Source organism: Nocardioides dilutus, from assembly GCF_054779555.1.
Map to the genome: position 1 here is coordinate 44806 of NZ_BAAGYA010000004.1, position 16267 is coordinate 61072.

Consider the following 16267-nt stretch of genomic DNA (forward strand, 5'->3'; position numbering starts at 1 on the left):
TACGGACCTACGTGAGGCGCACCGCCCTCGACCACCCGGAGTCCTCGCCGCCCTTCGACGTCCGGGCGCGGACCTTGACGGGGTCCGAGCCCACCGCGATCTTGGCCCTCGGCTTCTTGGTGTCGGTCAGCAAGGCCCTCCACGGCCCGGAGCCGACCTTGACCTGCACGTCGAACGTCGTGCCGCCCGCCCCCTTGACCGTCGACCACCTGACCGCGCGCACGCTCACGCTCGGCGCGACGACCCGCAGCCCGACCGCCACCGAGCCGTGCATGCTCGGGTGGAACGTGCAGTGGTAGGCGAACCGCCCCGCCGAGGTGAAGGTGCGCACGTACGTCGCGCCACCCGACCTCGCACCGCTGTCCCAGAAGCCCTGGTCGGAGGTGGTGGTGTGCTGGGTGACCTCGGGGAAGGTCCAGGTCACGGTCTCACCGAGCCCGACTCTGACCTTGCCGGGCAGGTACGTCAGGTGCTCGACGGTGACGTCGGCGTCGGCCGCGGAGGCAGGCTGTGGCAGGGCGACGGCCGCGAGCACCGCGGCCGCGAGCAGACGGGTTCGCATGCACGGACGCTAGACCCGTTTCGTGAGAGGTGCGTGGGGTCAGGACGCCTTGCGCAACATCTCGGCCACCAGGAACGCGAGCTCGAGGGACTGCACCCGGTTGAGCCGCGGGTCGCACACCGACTCGTAGCGGTTGCCGAGGTCCATCTCCAGCAGGTCCTCGCCGCCGCCGACACACTCGGTGACGTCGTCGCCGGTGAGCTCGACGTGGAGACCGCCGGGCCACGTGCCCAGCGCGCGGTGCACGTCGAAGAAGCCCTGGACCTCGTCGATCACGTCGTCGAACCGCCGGGTCTTGTAGCCGGACGACGCCTCGAAGGTGTTGCCGTGCATCGGGTCGCACACCCAGGCGACCTCGACTCCTGACGCAGTGACCTTCTCGACCACGACCGGGAGCCCGTCGCGGATCTTGCCCGCACCGAACCGGGTGATGAAGGTCAGCCGGCCCGGCTCGTTGTCGGGGTTGAGCCGTTCGGCCAGGGCGATCGCGTCGTCCGGCGAGGTCGACGGCCCGAGCTTGACGCCGATCGGGTTGCGGATGTGGCGCAGCAGCTCGACGTGCGCCCCGTCCAGCTGACGGGTGCGTTCGCCGATCCAGACGAAGTGGCCCGAGACGTCGTAGGGCGTCTGGGTGCGCGAGTCGATGCGGGTCATCGCGTGCTCGTACTCCAGCAGCAGCGCCTCGTGGCTGGAGTGGAAGTCGACCCGGTGGAACTCGTCGGGGTCGGCGCCGATCGCCTTCATGAACGTCAGCGCGCGCTCGATCTCGGCGGCGACCAGCTCGTAGCGCTGGCCGACCGAGGACTCACGGACGAAGTCGGTGTTCCAGGTGTGCACCTGGCGCAGGTCGGCGTAGCCGCCGGTCACGAACGCCCGGACGAGGTTGAGGGTCGCCGCCGACGAGTGGTAGACGTCGACGAGTCGCTGCGGGTCGGGCACGCGGGACTCGGCGGTGAACTCGAAGCCGTTGACGGCGTCGCCGCGGTAGGCCGGGAGGGTGACCCCGTTGCGCGTCTCGAGGTCCGAGGACCGCGGCTTGGCGTACTGCCCGGCGATCCGGCCGACCTTGACCACGGGCACGGAGGCCGCGTAGGTCAGGACGACGGCCATCTGCAGCAGCACCCGCAGCTTGTTGCGGACGTTGTCGGCGGTGACGCCGTCGAAGGTCTCGGCGCAGTCGCCGCCCTGGAGCAGGAAGGCCTCACCACGGGCGACCGCGGCGATCTTGTCCTTGAGGTCGTCGCACTCACCGGCGAACACCAGCGGCGGCATGGTGCGCAGGCGGGCAACAGCTCGCTCGACGGCCGCGGCGTCGTCGTAGGCCGGCTGCTGCGCCGGGCCGAGCGCGCGCAGCGTCTCGAGGTCGGGGATCGTCACCGGTCAAGCGTACGGCGGACCGCCCCGCGGCCCCGACTCCGCGCGAGATCCTGGACGGCGCCTGGCTAGCGCAGTGGCGGGTCCTCGTCCATGTGGTCGATGTTGCGGAAGCCGGTGCGCTGCGCCCGGACACCGCGGTTGGTGGCCCAGGTGATCGCCCACAGCACCGCACCGATCAGCAGCAGCACCCCGGCGATCTGGTAGACGATGGTCTCGCGATCCACCCACGGCCCGATCAGGAAGAGACAGGCGGCCGCCCCGAGCACCGGGGTGGGGCCCGGCGACCGGAACAGCGACGGACGGCCGTCGCCGCGCAGGACCAGGCAGGCGACGTTGACGACCGTGAAGACGCCCAGGAGCAGCAGCGCGGTGACGTTGGCCAGGTTGGCGACGACGTTGTCCTCGCGGTTGGCGACGTAGACGATCAGGCCCAGCGCGAGCAGGGTCGAGAAGATGATCCCGGCGTAGGGCGCCCGGGTGTTGGGCGCCACCTTGCCCAGGGTGCGTGGGAGCACGTCCTGGTGGGCCAGTCCGTAGAGCAGCCGACTGGCCATCAGCATGTTGATCAGGGCTGTGTTGGCCACCGCGAAGACGGCCAGGAACGGGAACAACTTGTCGATCGGGAAGTCCGGTGACCCCACCTTGACGACCTCGAGGAGCGCCCGGCCCTCGGCCTCGTTGATCTCGGCGAGCTGGTCCGAGCTCAGGACCGTGACGACCGAGATCGCCACCAGCATGTAGATGATGACCGCGATGCCGAGACCGGTCAGCAGCGTGCGCGGGAAGATCCGCTCCGGCTCCTGGGTCTCCTCGACCATGTTGACGGAGTCCTCGAAGCCCACCATCGCGAAGAACGCGATCGACGTGGCGGCCGTCACCGCCAGGAAGATCCCCTTGTCGTCGGGGTTCTCGAACGTCGTGACCCGGTCGAAGCTGCCGTCGCCCTGGGCGATGACGTAGAACCCCACGCCGATCACGATGGTCAGCGCCGTCACCTCGACGAGCGTGAGGAGCACGTTGAACTTCACCGACTCGCCCACACCGCGCAGGTTGATCAGGGCCAGGAGGACCATGAATCCCAGCGCGATGAGCGTGATCGTGCCCTTGCCGGGGAGCTCGTCGATCCAGCCGTTCGCCTCGAGACCGCCCGTGAGGTTCTGGGCCAGCACGTTGGAGGACGTCGAGGCGCTGGTGATGCCGGAACAGATCACCGCGAACGCGACCAGGAACGTCACGAAGTGCAGGCCGAAGGCCTTGTGGGTGTAGAGCGCGGCGCCCGCGGCCTGGGGGTACTTGGTCACGAGCTCGAGGTAGGACAGCGCCGTGAGTGTGGCCACGATGAAGGCGACCAGGAACGGCAGCCACACGATCCCCCCGACCACACCGGCCATCTGGCCGGTGACCGCGTAGACCCCGGCGCCGAGGATGTCGCCGACGATGAAGAGGAGGAGGAGCTTGGGCCCCATCACCCGCTTGAGGTCGGGCTCAGGACCGTTGACGTCCCGCTCTGCGGTCTGCGTGGCCATGCGAGCCTCCTGCTCCGAGTTGCGAGTGGCTTGGCCCCATCAGACACCGAACCGGCGGCCCTGTCGACCACACCCCGGCGCCGCGGCGGTGCCCGTCCGGGCGGCTGCTAGCCGAAGAAGACCGAGGCCTCGGCGTACTCCTCGGGGCTGACCAGCTTGAGCTCGGCGGTGCCCTCGCTGAGCGGCACTCGGATGATGTTGGTGCCCCGCAGGGCGACCATCTTGCCGAAGTCGCCGTCCGCGACCGCGTCGATGGCGTTGAGCCCGAACCGGGTGGCCAGCCACCTGTCGAAGGCCGACGGTGTGCCGCCGCGCTGGATGTGGCCGAGCACCACCGCGCGGGCCTCCTTGCCGGTGCGCTGCTCGATCTCGTTGGCCAGCCGGTCACCGATGCCGCCGAGCCGCACGTGGCCGAACGCGTCGAGCTCGCCGGACACCAAGGTCATGTCCCCACCCTCGGCCGGCACGGCGCCCTCGGAGACGACGATGATCGGGGCGTACTGGGTCTGGAAGCGGGTCTCGACGTGGGCGCAGACGGCCTCGATGTCGAACGGCTGCTCGGGGATCAGCACCGCGCTGGCGCCGCCCGCGATGCCGGCGTGCAGCGCGATCCAGCCCGCGTGGCGGCCCATCACCTCGACGACGAGCACCCGGTGGTGTGACTCCGCGGTGGTGTGCAGCCGGTCGATCGCCTCGGTCGCCACGTTGACCGCGGTGTCGAAGCCGAAGGTGAAGTCGGTGCCGGACAGGTCGTTGTCGATGGTCTTGGGAACGCCGACCACGTTGACCCCGAGGTCGAACAGCTTGGTGGCGACGCCGAGCGTGTCCTCGCCACCGATCGCGACGAGGGCGTCGACCCCGGCCGCCGCGAGGTTGTCCTTGATCCGCTCGACCCCGTCTTCGATCTTGAACGGGTTGGTGCGCGAGGAGCCGAGGATGGTGCCGCCGCGGGGCAGGATCCCGCGGCACTCCTTGATGCCGAGCTCCATGGTCAGGCCCTCGAGCGGGCCCTTCCACCCATCGCGGAAGCCGACGAACTCGAACCCGTGGGTCTTGACCCCCTGACGGACGACCGCCCGGATGACCGCGTTGAGGCCGGGGCAGTCCCCGCCTCCTGTGAGTACGCCGACGCGCATGCTTGCTCCTGAGAAAATTGGATCGTTCAAGTCGACGCCGACCCTAGCGCAACGCGAGGCCGCGTCCAGGGACTGAGCACGGGCACTATGGTCCCTGCACATGACGTTCTCGATCGTGGCCAGATCCGCCGACGGGGAGTCCTGGGGGGTCGCCGTCGCCTCGAAGTTCCTCGCCGTCGGCGCCGCCGTCCCCGCCGCGGTGGCCGGGGTGGGCGCCATCGCCACCCAGGCCGACGCCAACGTCGCCTACAAGGGCCTCGCCCTGGCCCACCTCGACGCCGGGGCCACCGCCTCGGTCGCGCTCCTGCGGCTGCTCGAGGAGGACGAGGGCCGCGACCACCGGCAGGTCGGCATCGTCGACGTGGAGGGCGGCGCGGCCACCCACACCGGACATGCGTGCATCGAGTGGGCCGGGGGCGAGACCGGTGACGGCTTCGCGGTCCAGGGCAACTGCCTCGCCGGCGAGGACGTGGTGCTCGCGATGGTCGCCGCCTGGGAGGCCTCCTCCCCCGACCTCCCGCTGGCGCACCGCCTGCTGGCCGCGCTCACCGCGGGCGACGAGGCCGGGGGCGACAAGCGCGGGCGGCAGTCCGCGGCGCTCCTGGTCGTGCGGGAGGGGGCCGGCTACGGCGGCAACGACGACATCGCGGTCGACCTGCGCGTCGACGACCACGCCGCCCCCATCCCCGAGCTGGCGCGGCTGCTCGACCTCAACGACCTCTACCTCACCGCCTCCACCGAGGAGGAGAAGGTGCCGGTGACCGCGGCGCTCGGCGAGGAGCTCCAGGCGTTCGCCCGAGCGCAGGGCCACGCCGACTTCCAGGAGTGGGTCGGCACCGAGAACTACGAGATGCGCGTCGACCCCGAGCTCGCCTGGATCGACCAGCAGGTGCTCGACATCGTCCGGGCCACCGAGGACGGCCGCGCGTGAGCATCCTGGCGATCGACGCCGGCACGACCGGCGTCACCGCCGTCGTGGTCACCTCGGACGGACGGATCGCGGCCAAGGGCTACGAGGAGTTCCCGCAGCACTTCCCCCAGCCCGGCTGGGTCGAGCACGCCCCCGAGGAGATCTGGCAGTCCACCCTCGAGGCCACCCGGGCCGCGCTCGCCCAGGTCGACCCCTCGCAGCTGCGCGGTATCGGCATCACCAACCAGCGCGAGACGGTGGTGCTCTGGGACCGCGAGACGCTCGGCTCACCCCGTCGCGCGATCGTCTGGCAGGACCGGCGTACGGCGGACATCTGCGGCCGGCTGCGCGACGAGGGCCACGAGGACCGGGTCGCCGAGCTGACCGGCCTGCGGTTGGACCCCTACTTCTCCGGCACCAAGCTCGTCTGGCTGGCCGAGAACGAGCCGAACACCTGGGCCCTCGTCGAGTCCGGCCGCTACGCCGTCGGCACCGTCGACTCCTACCTCATCGCCCGGATGACCCGCGGCACCTGGCACGTCACGGACGTCTCCAACGCCTCACGCACCCTGCTGTTCGACCTCGCCGCCGGCGACTGGTCCGAGGAGCTGTGCTCGCTGTTCGGCGTACCCCGCGACGCGCTGCCGGAGCTGGTCCCCAACTGGGGCGAGATCGCCCGCACCGACCCCGCGTCGTTCCTCGGCCTCGACCTGCCGATCGCGGGCGTCGCCGGCGACCAGCAGTCGGCGCTCTTCGGTCAGACGTGCTTCGACGAGGGCGACTCGAAGTGCACCTACGGCACCGGCTCCTTCATCCTGACCAACACCGGGACGACGCTGCAGCGCTCGGACGCCGGCCTGCTGTCGACGGCGGCCTGGCGCTCCCCCGACGGCGAGCTGACCTATGCCCTGGAGGGCGCGATCTTCGTGACCGGGGCCGCCGTCCAGTGGCTACGCGACGGCCTGCAGATCGTCGGGTCGGCCGCCGAGACCGCGGCGATCGCCTCCACCGTCGACTCCACCGACGGCGTGGTGTTCGTCCCGGCACTCACCGGCCTGGGTGCGCCGCACTGGGACCCGCACGCCCGCGGGCTCATCATCGGGATCACCCGCGGCACCACCCGTGCCCACCTGGTCCGGGCCACGCTCGAGGCGATCGCCTTCGAGGTCCGCGACGTGCTCGAGACGATGCCGGAGCTGTCGACCCTGCGGGTCGACGGCGGGGCCTCGGCCAACGACCTGCTCTGCCAGCTGCAGGCCGATCAGGTGGGCGTGCCGGTCGAGCGGCCGAAGCTCGTCGAGACCACTGCTCTGGGTGCCGCGTTCCTGGCCGGGCTCGGCACAGGCGTCTGGTCGTCCACCGACGACCTGCGCGAGACCTGGCAGCTGGACACGTCGTTCACTCCCTCGGCCGACCGTGCCCCCGCCGACGCCGCGCACGCCCGCTGGATGGACGCCGTCGAGCGTTCGAAAGGCTGGGCACGCTAACGCTGGAGCCGGGCCAGCTTCGCCGCGGCGGCGTCCCGCTCGCGGATGGCCTCGGCGACCGCCTCCTGGGCCTCGTCGCGGGCGTCCTCGGCCTCGCCGATGGCCTCGTCGACCTCGTCGGCGGTCTCCTCGAGCTCGGCGATCTCGCGCTTGAGCTCGTCGATCTCGGCCTGGACCTGCATCGACCGGGCTTCCAGCTCGGACAGCTCGGCGGCTGCGGTCTCGAATGACTCGGTGGCCTCGGCGAGGGCATCCTCCGCGGCGTCGAACGCTTCCTGGGCGGCCCGCTTTGCCTTCTCGTCCCGGTCGGGGTCGGGCACGACGTGGAGATCCGGCTTCTCCGGCACGACGGACTCGCGGGCCGGGGCGCTGAACCCGAGCGCCTCCGGAAGTGCGACCGCCTTGTCCATCTCCACTGCGTCCACGCCGGTGGCGGACAGTGCGGTGACGAGCAGACCGCTGCGGACCGCGGTGGCGCAGCCCTCGTCCACCATCGACGCGGTCAGCGTGGCCTCGACCTGCTCCGCGACCGCATCGGTCACCTTCTGGCCGTGCTCGCGCGCCAGCGCCCGGGCCCGGGTCGTGACCGCGGCGGTCAGCTGTCGCCGCTGCCTGGTCAGGGCTCTCAGCTCGTCGCCCGACATGGCGGCCTGCGCCTCTCGGAGGGCCGCGCCGACGGTCAGGACCTGCTCCACCTGCTCGGTCTCGTGCCGGACGAGCAGGTTGACCACCCACGCGGCCAGCGACGGCTTCTTGAGCGCCTTGACCCGCGGAGCCAGCTCGGTGCCCTTGAGCTCCTTGGCCTTGGCGTCCCGGGCCGGGGTGAAGTCACCGAGGCCGAGCGCGTAGAGCTCGTCGGCGATGCTCAGCAGGTCACTCATCGGGCTCGTCGAGCCCGTGCTCGATGACGTAGCGGGTGAGCTCGACCCGGTTGTGCATCTGGAGCTTGCGCAGCGTGTTCTGCACATGGTTCTGCACGGTCCGGTGCGAGAGCACAAGCCGCTCGGCGATCTGCTTGTAGGACATGCCCTTCGCGACCATCCGCAGCACCTCCGTCTCGCGCTCGGTGAGCGCCGGCTGCGACTGGTCGGTCTCCGGCTTGCCCTCGTTGAGACGGCGGAACTCGCCGAGCACCAGGCCGGCCAGGCCCGGTGTGAACACCGTGTCGCCGGCGGCGACCCGGCGTACGGCGTCGAGCAGCTCGGAGCGGGAAGCCGACTTCACCAGGTAGCCGGTGGCACCCGCCTTCACCGCGTCGAGGACGTCGGACTGCTCACCCGAGGCGGACAGGATCAGCACCCGGGCGCTCGGGTCGTGCTGGAGGACCTGGGCGGTGACCTCGACGCCGTTGGGCTCCGGGATCTGGAGGTCCAGGACGACGACCTGGGGCCGGCATGCGGGGAACCGGGCCAGTGCCTCGGTGCCGTTGGCGGCGACCCCGACGACGTCGAAGCCGGCCGCCCGGAGGTCGCGCTCGACCGCGTCCCGCCACATCGGATGGTCGTCGACGACCATCACCCGGACGGCGGGGGCCCCGCTGGCTTCGGTCACGCCGCAGAACATAACGCGGCGAGGCTGTCGGTGGGTCGTCCTACGGTGACGCGCATGACACTCACCATCGGCATGATCACCTGCGACTCGACCGACCCGGCCCCGCTGGCGGCCTGGTGGGCCGAGCAGGTCGGCGGCACTGTCGCCGACCCCTACGACGGCGCCTACCTGCTCGTCACGGGCGGCCCCGTCACCTTGGCGTTCCAGAAGGTCGACGACCCCACGCCCGGCAAGAACAGGCTCCACCTCGACCTCACCGCCGAGGACCTCGACGCCGAGGTCGACCGGCTCCTGGCCGCCGGCGCCGGGCTGGTGGAGCGACGCGGGGACGAATCCTTCCGGTGGGTGACGCTCACCGACCCCGCCGGCAACGAGTTCTGCGTGGCCGGGCGGGACGAGGCGACCGAGGCCGCCGGCTAACCGGCCTCGGGCGGCCGGAGCCGGGTGAACCGGCCCCGGCGGTGCCCCAGCGGGTCTGAGTCCTCGCCGACCTCGACGTGCTCGACCAGGCAGGTGACCAGCCGCGACCACCCGACCTCGGCGCTCGTCTCCAGGCGCAGGCCGGCCCACGTGGACGCAGCGGCCAGCCGCGGTCCCCAGGCGGTGTCGACGAACTCGGACTGCCGGAACAGCCCGCCCGGTGCCGGCGCCGTCCCCGCAAATGCCTCGGCCAGCCCTCTGTCCCCCCACGACAGCAGCTGGACGACCGCCGCACCTGACTCCTCCAGCCCCTCCGCCAGGTCGGAGTCGGGGTCGAGCAGCGCGAGGACCCGGGCGTTCTCCCCCAGCGCGACCATGAGCGAGGTGACGGTGAGGCCGGACCGCCCGCCGCCCGAGTCGGCCGTCCACAGGGTCACCGCCCCACCGAGCCGCCCGCGGAACCGCCGTACGCCGTCGGGCTCGGGGTCGGCGAAGGGGTGCGTGGTGTGGATGGTCATCGCGGCGGCGGCCTCGTGGGTTCCAGCGGGGCGACCAGCTCCCACTCGGTGCCGTCCGGCCCGGTGTGCACAGTGGCGGTCCCGCCCAGCTCGCGCAGCCGGCCCTGGATCGACTCCGCCACCCCCAACCGACCCTCGACCTCGGCCTCCCGCAGCCGCCCGGGCAGGATGCCGGGGCCCTCGTCGCGCACCGAAACCTCGACCCGGTCCGGCCATGCCTCCAGCAGGACCCAGCTCGGGGCGCCGGCGCCGACGTGGCGAGCCACGTTGTCCAGGCAGGCGCCGACGGCACCCACCAGCTCCTGCGCAGTCGCCCGAGGCACCTCGACCGCCGACCCCGGTGTCGCCACGTGGACCCCGGGCCGGGTGCCCAGCGCGGAGAGGGCGGCGGTCAGGTCGACCATCGCCTCGTTGGGGGTGGACACGACCGCGTCCTGGGCGCGGATCAGCGTGCGCAGCGCGACCTCCTGCACTCCGGCCAGCCGTCCGAGCTCTGCGGCCTCCCCACCGAGCTCAGCGCCCCGACGCTGCACCAGCGCGAGGACCTGGAGCACCCCGTCGTGCACGGCCCGCGCCAGCCGGGCCCGCTCGGCCGCCGCGGCGGCCGAGCGCTGGGCCCGGTCGCGCTCGGCAGCCATCAGCTGGAGCGACTCGACCAGGAAGCCGATGATCGTGCCGCCGAGAACCAGGAGGAAGGCGTTGGCGTAGTTGACCTGGGCGATGTCCTGGCGCACCGACAGGTCGACGACGCTCAGCACGAGGCCGGCGACCAGACCACCGACCCAGCGCCAATGGACGGCCCAGGCCAGCAGTGCGCCCATCACCCAGAAGCCGGGGATCGTCGCACTGAAGCCCGCGCCCTTGACCACCGGCGACATCGCGACCAGCGCCACGGCCACGGCGAGGTCGGCGACCAGGAGCGGTGGCCGACGCCGCGACGGCTCGAGGTATGCCCAGATCGCGAGGCCCGTCCACGCGATCATCACCCCCGCACAGACCGCCGCCAGGACCGGTCGTTGGACGTTGTCGAATCGGTAAACGACGAGCACGACCGCGTTGACGAGCACGATCACCCGCACCACCGCCAACCAGCGGAACATCCGGTCCTCGACCGTCATCGCCGGAGCGAACCAGGCGGTGAGCATCCGGCGGACGCCCGCGGGTACCAGCCTGCGGCCCGGCGAGGGCCTCACCGAAGACGAGGGCGCGTCGGTCAGGACGCCTTCGCCTGCCCTCGGAGCTCGGCCTCGATCTCGCGGGCCTCGGCGGCCGCCTTCTCCTCGCGCTCGAGGCGCTTGCCCTCCTCCTTGGCCTTGGTGGCGTACTGGTCGACGTACTCCTGGCCGGAGAGGCGCATGATCTCGTACATGATCTCGTCGGTGATCGAGCGCAGGATGTAGCGGTCGTTCTCCATGCCCTCATAGCGGGAGAAGTCCAGGGGCTTGCCGAAGCGCACGATCGGGCGGGTGAACTTGCCGAAGGTCTGGCCGGGCGGCGCGACGACGTCGGTGCCGACCACGGCGGTCGGGATCACCGGGACCTTGCACTCGAGCGCGAGCCGGGCGACGCCGGTCTTGCCCCGGTAGAGCTTGCCGTCGTGGGAGCGGGTGCCCTCGGGGTAGATACCGAACAGCTCGCCCGCGGTGAGGATCTTGCGGGCGCTGCTGAGCGCACCCTCGGCCGCGGAGGCACCGGAGCGGTCGATCGGGACCTGGCCGGCGCCGGAGAAGAACTTCTTCTGGAACCAGCCCTTGATGCCGGGGGTGTTGAAGTATTCGGCCTTGGCCACGAACGTGACCCGCCGCGACAGCGTGAGCGGCATGAACAGCCAGTCGGCGTAGGACAGGTGGTTGCTGGCGAGGATCGCCGGGCCGGTCGCGGGGACGTTCTCGGCGCCACTGACCTGCGGGCGGAACACGAGCTTGAGCACCGGGCCGAGCGCGATCCACTTGAGGAACCAGTAGAACACCCGTGCACCTCTCTCCACCCGCGAGACCCACCCGGTCGGGCCACCGTGGGTGGAGCCTAGTCGCATTCGACGTCGGCACCAGACCGGGTCTGCGGCGCGGCTTCTACACTCGTTGTGTGCCGCGCAGCAACGAGGACGAGGCCTGGCGCGCGATCGTCGAGAACTACGGCGAGCGCGCCGAGCTCGACCCCGGCGAAGCCGTAGTCGCCGAGCCGGCGTCCCACCCGCAAGCCGATGCGTCAGCCGAGCCGGCCGAGCTCTCCTCGGCCCACGGCGAGGAGCGGTTCGTCCCGCCCCCGCCGCCACCGCTGCCGCACGTCCCGCCCGACCGACTGCTGGCGTGGACGGGCCTGTTCGGCGCGCCGAGCGTGCTGCTCACTGCCCTGGTGCTGGGCATCGGGCTGCCGTCGCTGGTCGGCTACCTGCTCGTCGCGTCCTTCATCGGCGGCTTCGTCTACCTGGTCCTGCAGATGCCGCGAGGGCCACACGACCCCTACGACGACGGCGCGAGACTCTGAACGATCGCGCCGCTGCGAGCGGAGCGAGCGATGCGAGCGGAGCGAGCGCGCCTCGTGATCGGCTCGGCGACCACGATGGACCGCGAAGCCCGCGCAGCGGAGCGAGCGTCCGTCGTGGGTGCCGGGCCGAAGCTCACGAGGGTAGATGACGCGCTAGGTGGGTCGCACCGATGGCGCCGGCCTCGGGTCCGAACCTGGCCGGGACCAGCTCTGGCACGACGCGATGCCCGGCGCCGACGAGCGATCGGGACAAGGCGGCCCGGGCCGGCTCCAGCAGCCGGTCGCCGGCCGCCGACACGCCGCCACCGACGACCACGACCTCCGGGTCCAGGGCGGCGACCAGGTTGGCCGCACCGACGCCGAGCCAGTCGCCGACCGAGGCGAACGCCTGACGGGCCAGCAGGTCGCCGTCCTCCGCAGCCCGCGAGACCATCAGCCCCGTCAGCCGCTTCGGGTCCCCGCCGCAGAGCTCGTCGAGCAGCGTCGGGGTGCGACCGATCTCGTCCCGAGCCAGTCGGACCAGCGCGTTGCCACTGGAGTACTGCTCCCAGCAGCCACGGCCGCCGCACTCGCACGCGTGACCGCCCGGCACCACCTGCATGTGCCCGAACTCGCCGGCCATGCCGTTGTAGCCGCGCAGCACCACGCCGTCGAGGACGACCGCGCCCCCGATGCCGGTGCCGAGCGTGATCACCACCGCGGAGGCGCAACCCCGCGCCGCGCCGTACGCCGTCTCCGCGCGGGCGACACAGTTGGCGTCGTTGTCCATGGCGACGGGCGTCCCCCACCGCGAGGCCAACCGGTCGCGGACCGCCTCGTCGCGCCAAGGCAGATGCGGCGCGAAGCGCACCCGCTCACCAGCCCGGTCCACGAACCCGGCCGCGGCCAGACCCACCGCAGCGACCGTCCGTCCACCCGCCACGTCCTCGAGTGCCTCGGTGAGCGCGTCCTCGACGAGCGTCGTGTCGACCAGCCGCCCAGGTGTCTCGCGGCGCGCGGACCGGACGACGTGCCCAGCGTCGTCCACCTCGACCGCCAGCACCTTCGTCCCACCGACGTCGATCCCGACGACCAGGGGCGCTTGTCCGGGAGGCGCCTGCGTCATCGACGAGCCAGGTCGGCCGCGCCGATCAGCCCGGCCCGGTTGCCCAGCCGAGCACGGCGGATGTCCAGCACCGGTCGGTGCCCGCGCCCCGTCAGCTGCGAGGCGAACGCCGCTCTGATCGGGTCGAGCAGCAGCTCGTCGGCCTCGCTCACCCCGCCGCCGATCACCACCACGGCCGGGTCGAGCACGGCGGTGAGGGAGGCGATGCCCTCGCCGAGCCAGCGTCCGAGGACCGACAGCTGCTCGACCGCGAACGGGTCACCGGCGCGCGCAGCCTCGGTCACCAACGGCCCGGTGATCCGATCCGGGTCGCCGCCGGCCCTCGCCAGCAGGTCCGCGGCGAGCAGCGACCCGCCGCGCGCCGCCGCGCGCGCCTCGCGGACCAGCGCGCTGCCGCTGCCGTACTGCTCCAGACAGCCCCGGTTGCCGCAGCCGCACAGGATCCCGTCGGGCACCACCCGCATGTGACCGATCTCCGCGCCGACTCCGAAGGCGCCACGGTAGAGCTCACCGTCCAGGACGACGCCGCCTCCGACGCCGGTGCCCACCGTGACCAGGAGGAGGTCGTCGACGTCGTGCCCGGCGCCGTAGGTGAACTCGCCCCACGCGGCGGCGTTGGCGTCGTTCTCGACGACCACCGGCAGATGGATCCGGTCCTCCAGCTCAGCCTTCAGGTTGACGTCGCGCCAGGCGATGTTGGGGGCGAACATCACCACCGCGCGAGCCTTGTCGACGTAGCCGGCAGCGCCCACGCCGACCGCTCCGATCTCGTGACGCGAGCGCAGCTCGGTGACCAGCGAGGTGATGGCGTCCTCGATCGCCTCGACGTCGGTCGCGGGAGAGACGACGCGCAGCTCCTCGAGCACCGCCCCGTTCTCGTCGACCACGCCGCCGGAGATCTTGGTCCCGCCCACGTCGATGCCACACGCGAGAGTCATGCAGGGTCCTCATCCGGAGGTGGCTGGTCGTCCAGGTCGTCGTCCAGGTCGTCGTCCAGGTCGTCGTCCAGGTCGATGCGCTCGACCGGCCGCCCCGCACCGCTGCCCTGCCCGGCGCTCAGCATGCCGGCGGCGGCCTGCAGGAAGGACGAGGCGGCGGTCGTCAGCTGGGCACGCACCTCGGGGCTCGCCGACCGCACGGCGTGCACGGTGCGGCAGATCGGGCAGTAGCGGCACTCGGGGTCGTCGGTGGCGATGTGGGCGTTGATCTCGTGGGCCGAGGCGGCGGCCTGGTCGGCGAGCGCGGCCACCCCGGCACCGAGGTCGGACCCGTGGTCGCGAGCCCAGTCGGCGACCGCTCCAAGGAGCTTGGTCGCCTCCTCGGCCACGCTGCCCACCTCGTGGGGACCGTCGGTCCCGGAACCCTGCTCGCTCACGTCACCTTCTCCCGCGCCTTCGCCCTGGGCGCCGGGTCCTCGAACCGGACCCGGAGCACGCCGTCGTCGTCCACCCTGGCGCCGACGACCCGGAGCTTGGCCAGAGCGGCGGGCAGGGTGAGGAGGCGACGGTACTGGCCCACGGTCACGACCAGCTCATCGCCACTGCGGGCCAGGTCGACCTGGTCCCGGCTGACGAACGGCAGCCGGAGGCGCATCTGTACGCCGCCGCTGACCGTCACGACCTCGAACGGGCTCTTCACGCGCGGTGTAGCCGCGGGGTCGTCGTCGCCGTACAGCGCCTGCGCCAGGCTGATGAGCGCCTCGACCCCGACCGGTTCGCGGGCGCCGTACTCCGAGCGCCACAGCGGCAGGCCCGCGAACGACTGCTCCACCTGCTGGAGCACGTCGTCCTGGGCCAGGACCCAGCCGGCCCGCCAGTCGTCGGCGTCGCGAGCGGGGAAGACCCGGTTGGCGACCACACCGTCGACCCGGTAGCCGTAGAGCGACAGGGTCGTGTAGGAGCGGCGCGCCTCCGCGAGCACGACGGACTCGGGCGTCAGGACGATCCGCACGCTCGCATCCGGGCCGGACAGGAGGGCCCGGACCTCGTCGAGCTCGGCGTGAAGTCGCTCGATCGCGCCGAACACGCTGCCTCCGGGCATCGGGACGCCGGCGGCCTTGGTGAGCACGGGCCGGAGCGCCTTGACCACCCGCTGCTGCACCGGGAAGACCCGCTGCATGTACCAGCCGAGGGCCTCGGGCAGCGCCAGCAGCCGGAGCGTCTCGGCCGTCGGGGCACAGTCGACCACCACGAGATCCCAGTCGTCGCTGAGCGCGTGCAGCCGGAGCTCGAGGAGGGCCAGCACCTCCTCGGCGCCCGGGATGACGGTCAGCTCCTCCGCGGCGAGCGAGTCGACCCCAGCCACGTCGAGAACCGACAGCAGGTATCCCTGGATCTCCGCCCACGACTGCTCGAACCGCAGCTGGGCATCGACCTGCTGGACGAACAGGTTGTCGGCCACCTGGCTGGGTTCTGGGCCTACGGTCGACCCGAAGGTCTCGGCGAGCGAGTGGGCACCGTCGGTGGACAGCACCAGGGTGCGGAGACCCCGGCTGGCCGCCAGGGCCGCAGTGCCGGAAGCCACGGTCGACTTGCCGACACCGCCCTTGCCGGTGAACAGGATGATTCGCACGGGTGGCCTGGGCGTCAGCCCAGCGACTCGACGCGCTTCTTCAGCCCCTTGAGCGCCGTGTCGATGAGGATCTTCTCGCCCTTGCGCTTGAGCATGCCGATGAGCGGGATGGAGACGTCGAGGGCCAGCCGGTAGGTCACCTCGGTCGACCCGTCGCCGCGGTCGCGAAGCTCATAGGCCCCGTCGAGAGCGCGCAGCATCTTGCCCTCGACCAGGGTCCAGGTGACCTGACGGTCGCCGTCCCAGTCGTAGGACAGCGTGTATTCGTCCTTGATCGGCGACACGTCGAGGGCGAAGAACACCTGTTCGGCGCGATCTCCGCCACCTTCGGCCACGACCTCGGCCGTCGTCACACCCTTGGCCCATTGGGGGTAGGCGTCGAAGTCGGCGATCACATTCATGATCGCATCCGGAGCCGCGTCGATGACGATCGACGACGTGGTCTGCTCGGCCATGTCGGGCCCCTTGCTAGGACAGTGCTGGAGTCGGTGCTGGAGACGGTGCTGCAGACGGTGAGGTGGTCTCTTCCGGCTGACGACCCTACCGGATCGTGCGGCGGGTTCCGGCGGCGGTAACGTGCGCCACACCAGTAGGCCGGACCGCTCGAGGAGGGCAGT

Annotated in this window: 18 protein-coding genes; 4 read left to right on the plus strand and 14 right to left on the minus strand. The window is 71.7% G+C overall.

The window, feature by feature from the left end; genetic code table 11:
• Positions 1-7: 7 nt before the first annotated feature.
• The 4 genes from ACYVC6_RS21470 to ACYVC6_RS21485 form a co-directional block, all read right to left on the minus strand.
• The gene (locus ACYVC6_RS21470; RefSeq protein ID WP_460716577.1) at positions 8-562 is read right to left on the minus strand and encodes a plastocyanin/azurin family copper-binding protein; all 555 of its coding nucleotides are present in this window, start codon (positions 560-562) and stop codon (positions 8-10) included.
• 39 nt (positions 563-601) lie between these two features.
• Positions 602-1939, minus strand: a complete 1338-nt coding sequence (locus ACYVC6_RS21475; RefSeq protein WP_460716578.1) for a class II 3-deoxy-7-phosphoheptulonate synthase — start codon at positions 1937-1939, stop codon at positions 602-604.
• A 65-nt stretch (positions 1940-2004) separates the two neighbouring features.
• Positions 2005-3465 (minus strand): APC family permease, encoded by a 1461-nt coding sequence (locus ACYVC6_RS21480; RefSeq protein ID WP_460716579.1) that lies wholly within the window; start codon positions 3463-3465, stop codon positions 2005-2007.
• 107 nt (positions 3466-3572) lie between these two features.
• The gene (locus ACYVC6_RS21485) at positions 3573-4601 is read right to left on the minus strand and encodes a 6-phosphofructokinase (RefSeq protein WP_460716580.1); all 1029 of its coding nucleotides are present in this window, start codon (positions 4599-4601) and stop codon (positions 3573-3575) included.
• A gap of 100 nt (positions 4602-4701) precedes the next feature.
• Between ACYVC6_RS21485 and ACYVC6_RS21490 the strand changes: the two genes are divergently transcribed.
• Together ACYVC6_RS21490 and glpK are read left to right on the plus strand one after the other, a co-directional pair.
• A complete protein-coding gene (locus ACYVC6_RS21490) occupies positions 4702-5532 on the plus strand; it encodes a DUF1028 domain-containing protein (protein WP_460716581.1) in 831 nt (276 codons plus the stop codon).
• Positions 5529-6998 carry a glycerol kinase GlpK gene (glpK, locus tag ACYVC6_RS21495; RefSeq protein ID WP_460716582.1) on the plus strand — a complete coding sequence of 490 codons (1470 nt, stop codon included), beginning with the start codon at positions 5529-5531 and terminating at the stop codon, positions 6996-6998. Before ACYVC6_RS21490 ends, glpK begins: the two co-directional genes overlap by 4 nt.
• Here the strand turns inward: glpK and ACYVC6_RS21500 are convergent.
• Both ACYVC6_RS21500 and ACYVC6_RS21505 read right to left on the minus strand, forming a co-directional pair.
• Positions 6995-7879, minus strand: coding sequence for a hypothetical protein (locus ACYVC6_RS21500; protein ID WP_460716583.1), 885 nt, complete (start codon positions 7877-7879; stop codon positions 6995-6997). The genes glpK and ACYVC6_RS21500 overlap by 4 nt on opposite strands.
• Positions 7872-8513 carry a response regulator gene (locus tag ACYVC6_RS21505; protein WP_460716830.1) on the minus strand — a complete coding sequence of 214 codons (642 nt, stop codon included), beginning with the start codon at positions 8511-8513 and terminating at the stop codon, positions 7872-7874. The genes ACYVC6_RS21500 and ACYVC6_RS21505 overlap by 8 nt, the downstream gene beginning before the upstream one ends.
• 90 nt (positions 8514-8603) lie before the next feature.
• Here ACYVC6_RS21505 and ACYVC6_RS21510 point away from each other — a divergent pair, with 90 nt between their 5' ends.
• On the plus strand, positions 8604-8969 hold the full coding sequence (locus ACYVC6_RS21510) for a VOC family protein (protein ID WP_460716584.1): 366 nt from the start codon (positions 8604-8606) through the stop codon (positions 8967-8969).
• Here the strand turns inward: ACYVC6_RS21510 and ACYVC6_RS21515 are convergent.
• The 3 genes from ACYVC6_RS21515 to ACYVC6_RS21525 all read right to left on the minus strand — a co-directional run bounded on the left by ACYVC6_RS21515 (position 8966) and on the right by ACYVC6_RS21525 (position 11474).
• Positions 8966-9487 (minus strand): flavin reductase family protein, encoded by a 522-nt coding sequence (locus ACYVC6_RS21515; RefSeq protein ID WP_460716586.1) that lies wholly within the window; start codon positions 9485-9487, stop codon positions 8966-8968. The two genes, ACYVC6_RS21510 and ACYVC6_RS21515, sit on opposite strands and share 4 nt — an antisense overlap.
• A complete protein-coding gene (macS, locus tag ACYVC6_RS21520; RefSeq protein ID WP_460716588.1) occupies positions 9484-10605 on the minus strand; it encodes a MacS family sensor histidine kinase in 1122 nt (373 codons plus the stop codon). The genes ACYVC6_RS21515 and macS overlap by 4 nt, the downstream gene beginning before the upstream one ends.
• 95 nt (positions 10606-10700) lie before the next feature.
• A complete protein-coding gene (locus ACYVC6_RS21525; RefSeq protein WP_460716589.1) occupies positions 10701-11474 on the minus strand; it encodes a lysophospholipid acyltransferase family protein in 774 nt (257 codons plus the stop codon).
• A 98-nt stretch (positions 11475-11572) separates the two neighbouring features.
• Here ACYVC6_RS21525 and ACYVC6_RS21530 point away from each other — a divergent pair, with 98 nt between their 5' ends.
• Positions 11573-11974, plus strand: coding sequence for a hypothetical protein (locus ACYVC6_RS21530; protein ID WP_460716590.1), 402 nt, complete (start codon positions 11573-11575; stop codon positions 11972-11974).
• Between the two features lie 133 nt (positions 11975-12107).
• Here ACYVC6_RS21530 and ACYVC6_RS21535 read toward each other — a convergent pair whose 3' ends face one another.
• From ACYVC6_RS21535 to ACYVC6_RS21555, 5 genes are read right to left on the minus strand one after another with little or no spacing between them, the layout of a single operon-like run.
• Positions 12108-13079, minus strand: a complete 972-nt coding sequence (locus ACYVC6_RS21535; RefSeq protein WP_460716592.1) for an ROK family protein — start codon at positions 13077-13079, stop codon at positions 12108-12110.
• On the minus strand, positions 13076-14017 hold the full coding sequence (locus ACYVC6_RS21540) for an ROK family glucokinase (protein WP_460716593.1): 942 nt from the start codon (positions 14015-14017) through the stop codon (positions 13076-13078). The genes ACYVC6_RS21535 and ACYVC6_RS21540 overlap by 4 nt, the downstream gene beginning before the upstream one ends.
• Positions 14014-14454 (minus strand): hypothetical protein, encoded by a 441-nt coding sequence (locus tag ACYVC6_RS21545; RefSeq protein ID WP_460716594.1) that lies wholly within the window; start codon positions 14452-14454, stop codon positions 14014-14016. Before ACYVC6_RS21545 ends, ACYVC6_RS21540 begins: the two co-directional genes overlap by 4 nt.
• A complete protein-coding gene (locus ACYVC6_RS21550; protein ID WP_460716595.1) occupies positions 14451-15650 on the minus strand; it encodes an ArsA family ATPase in 1200 nt (399 codons plus the stop codon). Before ACYVC6_RS21550 ends, ACYVC6_RS21545 begins: the two co-directional genes overlap by 4 nt.
• A 14-nt stretch (positions 15651-15664) precedes the next feature.
• Complete coding sequence (locus ACYVC6_RS21555; RefSeq protein WP_460716596.1) at positions 15665-16105, minus strand: SRPBCC family protein; 441 nt, start codon at positions 16103-16105, stop codon at positions 15665-15667.
• Between the last annotated feature and the right edge of the window lie 162 nt (positions 16106-16267).